Here is a 14825-nt window from a genome sequence, read left to right as displayed (position 1 = left end):
GCCGGGCCGTCACGGGGGCGGCCCGGCATTATGCACCATTCCATTCGGTGGCGCGCGCCATACCCCCGAGTCCGAGGCCGACATCTCGCCGCCTAGCATCCACCCATGGCACCTGGAGATGGGAAAACGCAGGTGACGGGGAGCGTTCTCGACGAGATCATCGCCGGCGTCCGGGAGGACGTCGAGGCACGTCAGCGTGAGGTTCCGCTGGAGGAGATCCGGCGGAGGGCCGAGGCGGCGACGGCGCCGCTCGACGCGTACGCCGCACTCCGGCGACCGGGCGTGGGCGTCATCGCTGAGGTGAAGCGGTCGTCGCCGTCGAAGGGGGCGCTCGCTGAGATCCCCGACCCGGCCGAGCTGGCCGGGGAGTACGCCGCGGGCGGCGCCCGCTGTGTCAGTGTGCTCACCGAGGGCCGCTGGTTCGGTGGTTCGCTGGACGATCTGGCGGCCGTCCGGGCCACGATCGACATCCCGGTGCTCCGCAAGGACTTCATCGTCTCCACGTACCAGGTGCACGAGGCACGGGCGTTCGGCGCCGACCTCGTCCTGCTGATCGTGGCCGCGCTGGACCAGAAGGTGCTGGTCGGGCTGCTGGAGCGGATCGAGTCGCTCGGGATGACCGCCCTCGTGGAGGTGCACACCGAGGAGGAGGCCGACCGCGCGCTGGAGGCCGGCGCCCGCGTCATCGGCGTCAACGCCCGCGACCTGCGTACGCTGGAAGTCGACCGGTCCGTCTTCGAGCGGATCGCGCCCGGCCTGCCGAACCACGTCGTCAAGATCGCCGAGTCGGGCGTACGCGGCCCGCTGGACCTGATCCGCTATGCGAGTGCCGGCGCCGACGCCGTCCTCGTGGGGGAGGGCCTCGTCACGCAGAAGAGCCCGCGGGAGGCGGTCGCCGAACTGGTCAACGCCGGCAACCACCCGGCGACCCCGCGACCGGCCCGCTGAGCAACGAGGCCGCGACCCGCCCGCTGAGGACCGCGCAGAACACAGGAGGAGCGCCGATGCAGCCCGACGCCCGGGGCCACTTCGGCCCGTACGGCGGCCGCTTCGTGCCGGAGGCGCTGATCGCCGCCCTGGACGAGCTGGACGCGCACTATCGCAAGGCGATGGACGATCCGGAGTTCACCGGTGAGTTCGACCGGATGCTCCGCGAGTACGCCGGCACGCCGTCGTTGCTGTTCGACGCCACCCGGCTGTCGGCGCAGGCGGGCGCGCGGATTCTGCTGAAGCGCGAGGATCTCAACCACACCGGCGCGCACAAGGTACGCAACGTGCTCGGTCAGGCGCTGTTGACCAAGCGCATGGGCAAGCCTCGGGTGATCGCCGAGACGGGCGCGGGCCAGCACGGCGTCGCGAGCGCCACCGCGGCGGCGTACCTCGATCTCGAGTGCGTCGTGTACATGGGCGAGGTCGACACCGAGCGGCAGGCGCTGAACGTGGCGCGGATGAAGATGCTCGGCGCCACCGTCGTCCCGGTCACCCATGGCTCGCGCACTCTCAAGGACGCGATCAACGAGGCGCTGCGCGACTGGGTGACCAATGTGGACACCACGCACTACCTGCTCGGCACGGCCGCCGGACCGCATCCGTTCCCGGCGATGGTCCGCGACTTCGTCCGCGGCATCGGCGTCGAGGCCCGGGAGCAGTGTCTGGCGCTGACCGGCGCACTCCCCGACGCGGTCGCGGCCTGCATCGGCGGCGGCTCGAACGCCATCGGCGCGTTCCACGCCTTCGTCCCGGACGAGTCGGTCCGGCTCTACGGGTTCGAGGCCGGCGGTGACGGGTTCGAGACCGGGCGGCACGCCGCCAGCATCACCGCGGGGGAGACCGGCGTCCTGCACGGCGCCCGGACCTACCTGCTGCAGGACTCCGACGGGCAGACCATCGAGTCGCACTCGATCTCGGCCGGGCTGGACTACCCGGCGGTCGGCCCGGAGCACGCCTGGCTCCACGACACCGGCCGGGCGACCTACGAGCCGGTGACCGACGCCGAGGCGATGGACGCGTTCGCGCTGCTCTGCCGGACCGAGGGGATCATCCCGGCGATCGAGAGCGCCCATGCGCTCGCCGGCGCGCTGCGGATCGCCCCGACCCTGTCCGCGGAACTCGGCCGGCCCGCCACCATCGTGGTCAACCTCTCCGGACGCGGGGACAAGGACATGCACACCGCCGGGGCGTACTTCGGGCTGTTCGGGAACGGGGACAAGCTGTGAGTCTCTTCGACAAGACCCTGAGCGAAGGGCGTCCGGCGCTCGTCGGCTACCTTCCGGCCGGCTTCCCGACGGTGCAGGGCGGCATCGACGCCATCGACGCCCTGATCGACTCCGGCGTCGACCTCGTCGAGGTCGGCCTGCCCTACTCCGATCCGGTCATGGACGGACCGGTGATCCAGCGGGCCACCGAGCGAGCGCTGGCGAGCGGTGTGCGTACCAAAGATGTGCTGGCGACCGTCGAAGCCGTGAGCGGCAAGGGCGTGCCGGTGGTCGTGATGACCTACTGGAACCCCGTGGATCGCTACGGCGTGGACGCGTTCGCGCGCGACCTGGCCGCGGCGGGCGGCGCGGGCCTGATCACCCCGGACCTGATCCCGGACGAGGCGGACGACTGGCTGGCGGCCTCGGACGAGCACAAGCTCGACCGGATCTTCCTGGTCTCGCCCTCGTCGACCGACGAGCGCATCGCCATGACCGTCGCCCACTGCCGTGGGTTCGTCTACGCCACCGCGGTCATGGGCGTCACCGGGGCGCGCGACGCCGTCTCGGACGCGGCGCCCGACCTGGTCGCGAGGGTCAAGGCGGCCAACTCTCCGGTGCCGGTCGGGGTGGGTCTAGGGGTACGCGACGGAGCACAGGCCGCGCAGGTCGGCCGGTACGCAGATGGCGTCATCGTGGGCAGCGCCCTGGTGAAGTCCGTGGCCGACGATCCGACCCTGGCCTCGCTCCGGGCTCTGACCGCGGAACTCGCCGACGGCGTCCGCCGGGCTCGGTGATGCTTCGCGGGCTCGGTGAGCCGCTGCCGGTCCACGACCTGGCCGACCGGTACGCCAAATGGCACACCGAGAAGGTGTACGAGTGGGAGGCGGGTCGGCCGACCTACCGGTTGACCAGCCCCGACGGCTCCGTTCGGTACGTCAAACTCACCCCGTCGACGGGCCGTCTGCACGACGAGGCGCTGCGTACGCGATGGGCTGCGCCCTTCGTCCGAGTGCCCGAGGTGGTGGAGTTCGGCAGCGACGGCGACCACGACTGGCTCATGACAGCCTCACTGTCGGGAGTGGACGCCGCTACGCATCCGCTGCGGGCGGCGGACCCGGTCGCGCTGGTGACAGCGTTCGCCCAAGGGCTGCGGTTCTTCCACGACACCGTGCCGGTGGACGAGTGCCCGTTCTGGTTCACCGGTCTGCCGGCCGACGCCGACCTCGTCGTCTGCCACGGGGACTACGTGCTGCCGAACGCGTTCCTCACCGGCGACGTCGTCACGGGGTACATCGACCTGGGTGACCTCGGCGTCGCCGACCGGTGGCTCGACCTGGCCGTCGCGCTGCGAAGCCTGGAACAGCCGTACAACCTCGGCCCTGGGTATTCCGACGTGTTCCTCTCGGCGTACGGCGTCGCGGCCGACCCGGCGAAGGCCGCTCGGTATCTCGCGATTTACGACGCCCGCTGACCCGCTCGCCCGCCCGCCCGGTTTTCGCGCGATCATGAACGGTCGGCCATGATCGACCGGCGTGTCGTGTCCCCACGGCCCTGATCGACTCCGTCCGGCCCTGATCGGCTCGGGTGCGGGGCGGCGAGGCCGTGATCGGCTCGGGTGCGGGGCGGGGAGTTCGTCCGGCCGTGATCGACCCGGGTGCGGCCCGGCGACGACGTCCGGCCGTGATCGGCTCGGGTGCCGGAGCGGCGGGCGAGATGGCAGGCTGAGGGCGTGGCCCGTCTGCTCGTCGTGCACCACACGACCTCGCCCGTCCTGCAGGAGATGCTCGAATCCGTGCTGGGCGGTGCGCGTACGGACGAGATCGAGGGGGTCGAGGTGGTGACCCGGCCGGCGCTCGCCGCGACCGTTCCCGATGTGCTGGCCGCCGACGCGGTGCTGCTCGGCACTCCGGCGAACATCGGGTACATGTCGGGCGCGCTCAAGCACTTCTTCGACACCGTCTACTACCCGTGCCTCACCGACACCGCCGGGCTGGCGTACGGGCTCTATGTGCACGGGAACAACGACACCGCCGGAGCGGTGCGGGCGGTCGAGACGATCGCGGGCGGGATGTCCTGGGTGCGTACGCGGGAACCGGTCGCGATCGTGGGAGCGCCCGGCCCGGCCGACCGGGAGGCGTTGTGGGATCTCGGCGCGGTCACGGCGTACGCCGCGAGTGAACGAGCTTGACCTCAACCGCACTTGAAGTGGTGTGATCGGCCCATGCGGTTCGAGGGGATGCGGGTGGTGGTCACCGGGGGTGGCCGCGGCCTGGGGCTACGACTCGCGGGGGAGTTCGCACGACGGGGTGCGCACGTGTTCGTCTCCGCCCGCGACGAGGCGGCGGCGAAGGAGGCTGTCCGCGCGATCGAGTGGGAGTCGGCGGGCACGGCGTCGGCGTACGCCTGTGATCTGGCCCGGCCGGCGTCGGTCGCCGAGTTCGCCCAGGCGGTGGCGGATCAGACCGAGCACGTCGACGTCCTGATCAACAACGGGGCGGCGTATCTGCAGGGGCCGGCCGCCGACGACCTCGTCGCCGACACCGTGCAAGGGGCGGTGACCGGGACCATCCTGCTCACCGAGAGGCTGCTGCCGTTGCTTCGGCGGTCGGCGCGGCCGGACGTCGTGAACATCGTGTCCAGTGCCGGGGAGCCGGGCAACCACCGATCGACGGCGCATCCCGCGTTCTACGCGGCCAAGCATGCCCAGGCCGGGTACGCCGACATCCTGTCCCATCGGCTGCGCCCCGAGGGGATTCGGGTCATCTCGTTGTTCCCGCCCGATTTCGTGCAGGACGGCCCGCGGACGGCGGGTTCGCCGTTGACCGCGGCGTCGGTGGCCGACTGCGTCCTGTTCGCGGTGGGCCAACCGAGGGACTGCTTCCTGCGCGAGTTGCGCTTCGAGCAACTCTGAGCGCGTTGATCATGGAGTTTCCGGCCGCTGACAGCCGCTAGGTATTTCGGCGCACGGACGGTAGCGTGTGTGCCCGTGAACCTCGCCGCTGAGCTGACCCAGAGCCTGTCAAGTCAGGTGCTGGCGTCGATCCCGAGCCCTTCCGTCGCCGTGTGGAAGGTCGGGCCGATCCCGATCCGGGCCTACGCGCTCTGCATCATCGTCGGCATCATCGCCGCCGCGGTCATCTCCGACTACCGGATGCGCCGCCGGGGCGCCCCGCGCTGGGCGATTCTCGACATCGCGGTCTACGCCGTCCCGTTCGGCATCATCGGCGGCCGGATCTATCACGTGATCACCTCGCCGGAGGCGTACTTCGGGGAGGGCGGCGAGCCCATCAAGGCGCTCTACATCTGGGAGGGCGGCCTCGGCATCTGGGGCGCGATCGCGCTCGGCGCCCTCGGCGCCTGGCTGGCCTGCAAGCAGATGGGTCTGCCGCTGCCCCTGGTCGCCGACGCGATGGCGGTGGGTCTGCCGGTCGGGCAGGCGATCGGCCGGCTCGGCAACTGGTTCAACAACGAGCTGTACGGCGGTCCGACCTCCGCGCCCTGGGGCCTGGAAGTCCACAAGATGGACCCGAACAACCAGGGCCACGCCCTCGTGGGGCCGGACGGCAAGCCGGTCCTGCTGGAAGGGCTCTACCAGCCCACCTTCCTCTACGAGCTGGTCTGGAACCTGCTCGTCGCGGTCTTCGTCTACCTGGCCGACCGCCGGTTCAAGTTCGGCCGCGGCCGGGCGTTCGCCCTCTACGTGATGGCCTACACGGCGGGCCGGGGAGTCATCGAGACGATTCGCACCGACGAGGCCAACCACTTCTTCGGCGTCCGGCTCAACGTCTGGACCTCGGCCGTCGTCTTCCTCGCCGCGCTCGTCTTCTTCCTGCTCCGCAAGGGCCCGCAGGAGTTCGTGATCCCGGCAGCGGAGGGTGGCAAGGGCTTCCAGGTCGTGACCGAGGCCGAATACGACGAGTTCGTCGCCTCCGGCGCCCGCCCCGACGCCGGCTCCCCGGCCGACCCGCCGAACGCGACTGAAGCCGACGAAAGCCCGGACGACACCGCGAGCCCGGATGACGCCGTGAGCCCGGATGACGCGGAGCAAGCGAAGGAACAGGACGCGAAGCAGGAAGAAGAGCAGAAGGGCTGAGTCCGCATGGGGCAGGCGGTGGTGGTCGGAGCCGGCGTCGGCGGGCTCGCCGCCGCCGGGGCGCTGGCCCGCAACGGGTGGCGCGTCACCCTCCTGGAACGCAATGATCGGCTGCGCGCCGATCCGGCGGCGGTGCTGTTGTGGCCCAACGGCGTACGGGCGCTGCGTGCGCTCGGCCTCGCCGACGGGCTCGACTCGATCACGACGGCGGTCCCGCCCAGCGGCATCCGGCGCGCCGACGGCAGCTGGCTCGTCCAGCCCGGTGCGGCGGCGGCCCTCTCACCCCGGTCGGCGCCGGTCGTGGTGCACAGTGAAGACCTGCACGACGCGCTGATCGCGCGGCTCACCGCGACGGTCGACGTGCGTACGGGGATCTCGGTGCGCCAGGCCCGCGTGACGCCGCGGGACCGGCCCAGCGTCACCGACGGGCGCGCCACGTGGGAGGCCGACCTGCTCGTCGGGGCCGACGGGGTCCAGTCCGCGGTCCGGCGTGCGGTCTCGCCGGAGTCCGGCGTGATCAGCAGCGGGTACGCCGCCTGGCGGGCCGTCATCCCCTGGTACCGAGCGCCGCATCTGACCACGGACGTGACCCTGGGGACGGAGATCCTCGGCGGTGACTACCGGTTCTTCGCGGCGTCGCTCGGCGAACGCGGTTCGGCCGGGGCGTCCACCCGAGGCGGCATCTACTGGCAGGCCACCGTCGCCGGGGCGGCCCGGCCGGAGGCCCCGGCCACTCAGCTGGCTCTGCTGCGACGGTGGTTCGAGCGCTGGCCCGCGCCGGTCGGCGACCTGCTCGGCGCGACCGAGCCCGACGATCTCGTCCAGCACGACGTACGCGAGATCACCCCGCCGCTGACCGAGTTCGGTACGCCGGCCGGATCCGGTGGCGTGGCGCTCATCGGCGACGCCGCCCACGGCATGGCTCACCACCTGGCGCAGGGTGCCTGTCTGGCCTTCGAGGATGTGGCGACGCTGGTGTCCTTGGCCAACCAGACGCAACCCGGTGACGGCCTGCGGGCCGCCGTGACCGCGTACTCGAAGGCCCGGGTGCCGCGGTCGGCGGCGGTGGCCCGGCAGACCAAGCGGGTCGGCGCCGTGCTCGCTCCCCGCGGCCGCATCGGCACCCGGGCTCGGGACGCCGCGTTCGGCGTGCTGTCGACCCGGGTGCTCGATCGCGCCCGGGCCGAGGCCGCCAACTGGTTCCCGCCCAACTGACCGATCCGCTGGGCAGCGGGCCGATCACGCGTACTGGGTCAGGTGGTGGGTGGGAGCGGGCGGGTGGCGTCGGCGCCCGGCGCCGGGGGCTCTCCCTTGAGGTGCGTCGAGACCTTCGTCATCTCGGCTTCCCCCTTGGTGAGCATCCGCTCCCAGCGTTCCCGCATGGGCTGGATGAGACCGCCGCCGACGCCCACGATCAGGATGCCGCCGATTGTGGCCAAAATCGTGACGAGCACCGGCATCGTGACGGTGGTCGCGACGCCGATCTGGTTGAGCGCGGCGATCGCGCCGAGGACGATGATCGCGATCTGCGCCGCCCGGCCGAGGCCCTTGCCGTAGGAGAACTGCGACAGGGCATTGCGGATGATGTCGAAGACCGCGCCCGCGATGGCGATCGCGACGACCAGGATCACACAGGCCACGATGAGGCGCGGGATCCACGCGATGATCGCGTCGATCAGATCACTGATCGCGTTCGGCCCGAAGACGCCGAAGGCGAGTTGCAGCGTGATCAGCAGGATGATGTAGCGCACGATGCGGCCGACGAGCGCGCTGGGCGCGTACCGGCCGGTCCATCGGCGCAGCCCGGTCCGTTCGGCCAGCCGGTCGAAGCCGACCTTGGCCAGCAACCGGCTCACCGCGGAGTCCACCGCGCGGGCGATCAGCCAGCCGACGAAGAAGATGATCAGGAACACGATGCACTTGAGCGCCGCGTTGCCGACCGTCGCCAGCCAGTTCTGCAAGGTGTCGGAGATGTCGTTCGCAGCCCCGGCGACGCCGCTCAGCGGTGCACCGGCGCGGATGATGCTCCCCATCGCGTCCTGCCTTCCTCCAGTTGGACAGTGGACGGCAATGACGCACCACAGCTGCCGTCAATCGCACATTAATCCGGAATACGGTATTTGTTCGGCGAAAGACGTGAATACCCGCCATCTCAGCTTGTGGACATGTGATCTATCTGTGTCTGGCGGAATGACGGGGGAGTTAACGTAGACTCACTTTCACTCCCCGTACGGGGCGAGCAACACTTGCCATAGGTGGCAATCTTGCCGCGCGGCGGACCGGCGATCCCGGTCGGCGACGTAAACGGGATTCTTCCCCCAGGGCCGATGTCGTCCCGATGACCCACATGAGCGAGCCGGCGTTTCACGCACCCAGCTCTCGCGACGACGACAGGAGGCCGGTGTGGCATACCCGTACCCCCAGGGCCTTTACGATCCGGCCCACGAGAAGGACGCTTGCGGCGTCGCCTTCGTGGCCGACCTCCACGGCCGCCGCGCACACGACGTCGTGGCCAAGGGACTGGCCGCGTTGTGCCGGCTGGATCATCGAGGAGCCCGCGGCGCCGAGCCGGAGACGGGGGACGGCGCCGGGATCATGATCCAGATCCCGGACGAGTTCTACCGGGCGGTGCTGGCCGACGAGGGCGCGGCGTTCGAGCTGCCGCCGGCCGGGCAGTACGTCACCGGTCTCGTCTTCCTCCCGACCAACGGCGCGGACGAGGCGCGTGCGCTCACCGTGCTGGAGAAGTACGCCCTCGTCGAGGGCGCGGAGATCATCGGCTGGCGCGACGTCCCGGTACGCCCGAGGGGCCTGGGCGCGACCGCCGAGCGGGCCCGTCCCCGGATCCGGCAGGTATTCCTGAAGGCGCACAGCCTCGCCGCCCCGAACCGGCCGCTGGACGGGCTGGAGCTGGAGCGCGTCGCGTACTGCGTGCGCAAGCAGACCGAGCGGGAGACCCGCGAGCGCGGCGTTCCGTTGTACTTCCCGTCGCTGTCCGGCCGGACGGTGGTCTACAAGGGCATGCTCACCCCGGAGCAGCTGACCACGTTCTTCCCCGACCTCGCCGACGAGCGCGTGATCAGCGCGATCGCCCTGGTGCACTCGCGGTTCTCGACGAACACCTTCCCGAGCTGGCCGCTGGCGCACCCGTACCGGTTCATCGCGCACAACGGCGAGATCAACACCATCCGGGGCAACAAGAACTGGATGCAGGCCCGGGAGTCGCTCCTGGCCAGCCCGCTGGTGCCCGGCAACATCAAGCGCCTGTTCCCGATCTGCACGCCCGACGGCTCGGACTCGGCGAACTTCGACGAGGTGCTGGAGCTGCTGCACCTGACCGGGCGCAGCCTGCCGCACGCCGTGCTGATGATGATCCCGGAGGCGTGGGAGAACGACGCGACGCTCGCGGCCACTCCCGAAGGCGCTGCCCGGAAGGCGTTCTACCAGTTCCACGCCAGCTTGATGGAGCCGTGGGACGGCCCGGCCGACGTCGCGTTCTGCGACGGCACCGTGGTCGGCTCGGTGCTCGACCGCAACGGCCTGCGGCCCGGCCGCTGGTCGCTGACCAGTGACGGCCTGGTCGTGCTGGGCAGCGAGTCCGGCATGCTCGACCTCGACCCGGCGACGGTGGTCGCCAAGGGCCGGGTGCAGCCGGGCCGGATGTTCCTGGTCGACACCGCCGCCGGGCGCATCATCGGCGACGAGGAGATCAAGAGCGAGCTGGCCGCCGCCGCCCCGTACGCCGACTGGCTGCACGGCGGCCTGATCCACCTCGAGTCGCTGCCCGAGCGGGAGCACATCGTCTACACGCACGACTCCGTGCAGCGGCGTCAGCAGACCTTCGGCTATACCGAGGAGGAGCTGAAGATCCTGATCGGGCCGATGGCGCGGGCCGGCGCCGAGCCGCTGGGCTCGATGGGCACCGACACCCCCATCTCGCCGCTGTCGACCCGTCCGCGGCTGCTCTACGACTACTTCCACCAGCTCTTCGCGCAGGTGACGAACCCGCCGCTGGACGCCATCCGGGAGGAGATGGTGACCAGCCTGGCCGGCACCATCGGGCCGGAGGGCAACCTGCTGGACCCGGGCCCGGCGAGCTGCCGCCAGATCGTGCTGCCGTTCCCGGTCATCGACAACGACGAGCTGGCCAAGATCCTGTCCATCGACGAGGACGGGGACATGCCGGGCTACAAGGCCGTCCGGGTGTCCGGCCTCTATCCGCTGCGCGACGGCGCGGCCGGGCTCAAGGCGCGGCTGACCGAGATCTGCCGCCACGTCTCGGAGGCGATCGAGGACGGCGTACGCATCCTGGTGCTGTCCGACCGGGACTCCACCGCCGATCTCGCACCCATCCCGTCGCTGCTGCTCACGGCGGCCGTGCATCAGCACCTGATCCGGGAGCAGACGCGTACGCAGGTCGCGTTGATCATCGAGTCGGGCGACTGCCGCGAGGTCCACCACGCCGCGGTGCTCATCGGGTACGGCGCGGCGGCGGTCAACCCGTACCTCGCGTTCGAGAGCGCGGAGGACCTGATCCGCGAGGGTGCGCTGCCCGGCGTCACGCCGGAGAAGGCGATCCGCAACTACGTCAAGGCGCTCGGCAAGGGCGTCCAGAAGATCATGTCGAAGATGGGCATCTCGACGGTGTCGTCCTACTGCGGCGCCCAGGTCTTCGAGGCGGTCGGCCTGGATCCCCGGTTGGTCGAGCGGTATTTCACCAGCACGTCGTCGAAGATCGGCGGCATCGGGCTCGCCGAGATCCACGCGGAGGTGGCGGCTCGCCACTCGGTCGCCTGGCCGCCCTCGCTTGCAGGGCGGCCCCAGTCGGCTCAGCCCGTGAATGTCGCGGAGCGGGCGCATCGCCGACTGGAGGTGGGCGGCGAGTATCAGTGGCGGCGCGAGGGTGAGCTGCACCTGTTCAACCCGGAGACCGTGTTCTTACTTCAACATGCCACCCGCTCGAAGCAAGAAAACGTCTTCCGTGACTACACCCGCAAAGTGGACGAGCTCGCGACTCAAGGCGGCTCGTTGCGCGGGCTGTTCGCCTTCGCCGAGCGGCAGCCGATCCCGGTCGAGGAGGTCGAGCCGGTCGAGGCGATCGTGAAGCGGTTCGCCACCGGCGCGATGAGCTACGGCTCGATCTCGGCCGAGGCGCACGAGACGCTCGCCATCGCGATGAACAACCTCGGCGCGAAGTCGAACACGGGCGAGGGCGGCGAGGACGTCGAGCGGCTCTACGACCCGGCCCGGCGGTCGTCGGTCAAGCAGATCGCCTCCGGCCGGTTCGGTGTGACCACCGAATACCTGGTGAACGCGGACGACCTGCAGATCAAGATGGCGCAGGGAGCCAAGCCCGGCGAGGGCGGTCAGCTGCCCGGCAACAAGGTCTGGCCGTGGATCGCCAAGACCCGGCACGCCACCGCGGGTGTCGGGCTGATCTCGCCGCCGCCGCACCACGACATCTACTCGATCGAAGACCTCGCGCAGCTCGTCTTCGACCTCAAGAGCGTCAACCCGGCCTCGCGCGTCCACGTCAAGCTGGTCAGCGAGAGCGGCGTCGGCACGGTCGCCGCGGGTGTCGCGAAGCTCAAGGCCGACGTCATCCTCATCTCGGGCCACGACGGCGGCACCGGCGCCTCGCCCCTCAACAGCCTCAAACACGCTGGTACGCCGTGGGAGCTGGGCCTCGCCGAGACCCAGCAGACGCTGCTCCTGAACGGGCTGCGCGACCGGGTGACGGTGCAGGTCGACGGCCAGCTGAAGACCGGTCGCGACGTGGTCGTCGCCGCGCTGCTCGGCGCGGAGGAGTTCGGCTTCGCGACCGCGCCGCTGATCGTCGCGGGCTGTGTGATGATGCGCGTCTGCCACCTGGACACCTGCCCGGTCGGCATCGCGACGCAGAACCCGCGGCTGCGGGAGCGGTTCACCGGCAAGCCCGAGTTCGTCGAGAACTTCTTCCTGTTCCTGGCCCAGGAGGTGCGTGAATACCTGGCCGCCCTGGGGCTGCGCAGCATCGACGAGGCCGTCGGCCGGGTCGACCTGCTGAACTTCGCCCCGGCGGTGGACCACTGGAAGGGGCACGGTCTCGACCTGACCGCCGTCCTCCACCAGCCGACGCTGCCGGTGGGCTCGGCGCTCCGCAAGACCCGTGACCAGGACCACGAGCTGCACAAGTCGCTCGACAACCGGCTGCTGGAGCTGGCCGCCCCGGCGCTCGCCACCGGCTCGCCGGTCGCGGCGACGGTCCCCGTACGCAACGAGCACCGCAGTGTCGGTGCGATGCTGGGCGGCGAGGTGGTCCGGCGGTACCGGGGCAAGGGGCTGCCCGACGGCACGATCGACTTCACCCTCGTCGGCACGGCCGGGCAGTCGTTCGGCGCCTTCGTTCCCCGGGGTGTGACGCTGCGGCTGCTCGGCGACGCCAACGACTACGTCGGCAAGGGCCTGTCCGGCGGTCGCCTGATCGTCCGGCCGCACTCGTCGGCGCCGTTCGCCGCCGAGGCCAACGTCATCGCGGGCAACACCGTGCTCTACGGCGCGACCTCGGGCGAAGTGTTCCTGCGCGGGCAGGCCGGGCAGCGGTTCGCCGTACGCAACTCCGGCGCGACCGCCGTCGTGGAGGGCATCGGCGACCACGGCTGCGAGTACATGACCGGCGGCACCGTCGTCGTGCTCGGCCCGACCGGGCGCAACTTCGCCGCCGGCATGAGCGGCGGGCAGGCGTACCTGCTCGATCTGGACACCGACCTGGTCAACCGGGATCTCGTCGACCTCGACCCGGTGACGGATTCGGCCGCCGCGGCCTTGCGTGAGGTGGTGGAGCGTTACTACGCCGAGACCGGGTCGACGGTGGCCGAGAAGCTGCTGGCCGACTGGGATGCGGCGCTGACCCGGTTCACCGCGGTGATCCCCCGGGACTACAAGAAGGTACTGGAAGTCATGCGGGCCGCCGAAGCCGCCGGTCGCGACGTAGACGCCGCGGTGATGGAGGTTTCTCGTGCCTGATCCCAATGGATTCCTGCGCTACGGCCGGCGGCTGCCGGCCCGCCGCCCCGTCCCGGTACGCATCATGGACTGGCAGGAGGTCTACCCGCCGGCCGGTCAGGAGCTCGTCCGCGAGCAGGCCACCCGGTGCATGGACTGCGGCATCCCGTTCTGCCACGACGGCTGCCCGCTCGGCAACCGGATCCCCGACTGGAACGACCTCGTGCGTACGGGGTCGTGGGCGTCGGCGATCGAGTCCCTGCACGCCACCAACAACTTCCCGGAGTTCACCGGGCGGCTGTGCCCCGCGCCATGCGAGGCTGCGTGCGTACTCGGGATCGGTGATGACGCGGTGGCGATCAAGCAGGTCGAGGTGTCCATCATCGACCAGGCCTTCGCCGACGGGACGGTCGTCGCCCAGCCCGCGCCGACATCGTCGGGCAAGTCGGTGGCGGTCGTCGGCTCCGGCCCCGCCGGGCTGGCCGCGGCTCAGCAGCTGGCCCGCGCCGGGCACCAGGTCACCGTCTACGAGCGGGACGAGAAGGTCGGCGGCCTGCTGCGCTTCGGCATCCCCGACTTCAAGCTGGAGAAGCACCACATCGACCGCCGGGTCGCCCAGCTCGAAGCGGAGGGCGTGCGGTTCCGGACCGGTGTGAACGTCGGTGTGGACGTCTCGGCCGCCGAGCTGCGGGCGTCGCACGACGCGGTCCTCCTGGCCACGGGCGCGCTGGCCGGCCGGGACACGCCGGACACTCCGGGGCGCTCGCTGCGCGGCGTACACCTGGCGATGGACCACCTCGTGCAGGCCAACCGGTTCGTCGAGGGCGGCCGGACGCCGGAGATCACCGCCGAGGGCAAGCACGTGATCATCATCGGCGGCGGCGACACGGGCGCGGACTGCCTCGGCGTCGCGCACCGGCAGGGCGCCGCCTCGGTGACCCAGCTCGACCGCTATCCGCTGCCGCCTTCGTCGCGAGACGGCGACCGGGATCCGTGGCCGACCTGGCCGTGGATCCTGCGGAACTACCCGGCCCACGAGGAGGGCGGCGAGCGCGTCTTCTCCGTCGCGGTCCAGCGGTTCGTCGACGACGGGCAGGGCAATGTGCGGGCCATCGTGCTCGCCGACGTGACGGTTCAGCGGATCAACGGCCGCGGCGTCGTGACCGTCGTCCCCGGCAGCGAGCGGGAGATCCCGGCCGACCTGGTGCTGCTGGCGATCGGCTTCGAGGGCACCGACGCGTACGCCGCGCTGGAGCAGTTGGAGCTGCCGTCGAAGGGGACCGTCGCGGTCGACGCCGCCTGGCAGACCAGTACGCCCGGCGTCTTCGCCGCCGGTGACGTGCACAAGGGAGCGTCGCTGATCGTCTGGGCCATCGCGGAAGGGCGCTCGGCCGCCGCCGCGATCCACGCCTACCTGGGGGCGGAAGGCGCCTTGCCGGCCCCGGTACGCCCGTCGTCCCGCCCGCTCACCGCCATCAGCTCAGCGTGATCATCGCGTCAGCCATGCTGTTTCAGCGGACATTTCGTCGCGCGAAACAGCATGGCTGACG

Annotated in this window: 11 protein-coding genes; 10 read left to right on the top strand and 1 reads right to left on the bottom strand. The window is 70.9% G+C overall.

Annotated elements, in window-relative coordinates:
* Positions 1 to 105: 105 nt before the first annotated feature.
* From trpC to AB0H43_RS29420, 8 genes are all read left to right on the top strand, one after another.
* Positions 106 to 948, top strand: coding sequence for an indole-3-glycerol phosphate synthase TrpC (trpC, locus tag AB0H43_RS29455; protein WP_360004587.1), 843 nt, complete (start codon positions 106 to 108; stop codon positions 946 to 948).
* 56 nt (positions 949 to 1004) lie between these two features.
* Complete coding sequence (gene trpB / locus AB0H43_RS29450; RefSeq protein ID WP_360004585.1) at positions 1005 to 2216, top strand: tryptophan synthase subunit beta; 1212 nt, start codon at positions 1005 to 1007, stop codon at positions 2214 to 2216.
* A complete protein-coding gene (gene trpA / locus AB0H43_RS29445) occupies positions 2213 to 2992 on the top strand; it encodes a tryptophan synthase subunit alpha (protein WP_360004584.1) in 780 nt (259 codons plus the stop codon). Before trpB ends, trpA begins: the two co-directional genes overlap by 4 nt.
* On the top strand, positions 2992 to 3669 hold the full coding sequence (locus tag AB0H43_RS29440) for a phosphotransferase (protein WP_360004582.1): 678 nt from the start codon (positions 2992 to 2994) through the stop codon (positions 3667 to 3669). Before trpA ends, AB0H43_RS29440 begins: the two co-directional genes overlap by 1 nt.
* Before the next feature lie 258 nt (positions 3670 to 3927).
* Complete coding sequence (locus tag AB0H43_RS29435; protein ID WP_360004580.1) at positions 3928 to 4386, top strand: NAD(P)H-dependent oxidoreductase; 459 nt, start codon at positions 3928 to 3930, stop codon at positions 4384 to 4386.
* Between the two features lie 33 nt (positions 4387 to 4419).
* Positions 4420 to 5109: an SDR family oxidoreductase gene (locus AB0H43_RS29430; RefSeq protein WP_360004578.1), complete on the top strand. Its 690-nt coding sequence runs from the start codon at positions 4420 to 4422 to the stop codon at positions 5107 to 5109.
* Between the two features lie 75 nt (positions 5110 to 5184).
* A complete protein-coding gene (lgt, locus tag AB0H43_RS29425) occupies positions 5185 to 6291 on the top strand; it encodes a prolipoprotein diacylglyceryl transferase (RefSeq protein WP_360004576.1) in 1107 nt (368 codons plus the stop codon).
* 6 nt (positions 6292 to 6297) lie between these two features.
* Positions 6298 to 7506, top strand: a complete 1209-nt coding sequence (locus tag AB0H43_RS29420) for an NAD(P)/FAD-dependent oxidoreductase (RefSeq protein ID WP_360004574.1) — start codon at positions 6298 to 6300, stop codon at positions 7504 to 7506.
* Between the two features lie 38 nt (positions 7507 to 7544).
* On the opposite strand, the gene AB0H43_RS29415 is transcribed toward AB0H43_RS29420, so the two are convergent.
* Positions 7545 to 8324 (bottom strand): hypothetical protein, encoded by a 780-nt coding sequence (locus AB0H43_RS29415; protein WP_360004572.1) that lies wholly within the window; start codon positions 8322 to 8324, stop codon positions 7545 to 7547.
* A 370-nt stretch (positions 8325 to 8694) separates the two neighbouring features.
* Here AB0H43_RS29415 and gltB point away from each other — a divergent pair, with 370 nt between their 5' ends.
* Positions 8695 to 13296, top strand: a complete 4602-nt coding sequence (gene gltB, locus AB0H43_RS29410; protein ID WP_360004571.1) for a glutamate synthase large subunit — start codon at positions 8695 to 8697, stop codon at positions 13294 to 13296.
* Positions 13289 to 14764: a glutamate synthase subunit beta gene (locus AB0H43_RS29405; protein WP_360004569.1), complete on the top strand. Its 1476-nt coding sequence runs from the start codon at positions 13289 to 13291 to the stop codon at positions 14762 to 14764. The genes gltB and AB0H43_RS29405 overlap by 8 nt, the downstream gene beginning before the upstream one ends.
* The last annotated feature ends 61 nt before the right edge of the window (positions 14765 to 14825 follow it).

The sequence above is a fragment of the Hamadaea sp. NPDC050747 genome, from assembly GCF_040654195.1.
Taxonomy (GTDB): Bacteria; Actinomycetota; Actinomycetes; order Mycobacteriales; family Micromonosporaceae; genus Hamadaea.
This window is presented reverse-complemented; position numbering and strand designations above follow the sequence as displayed.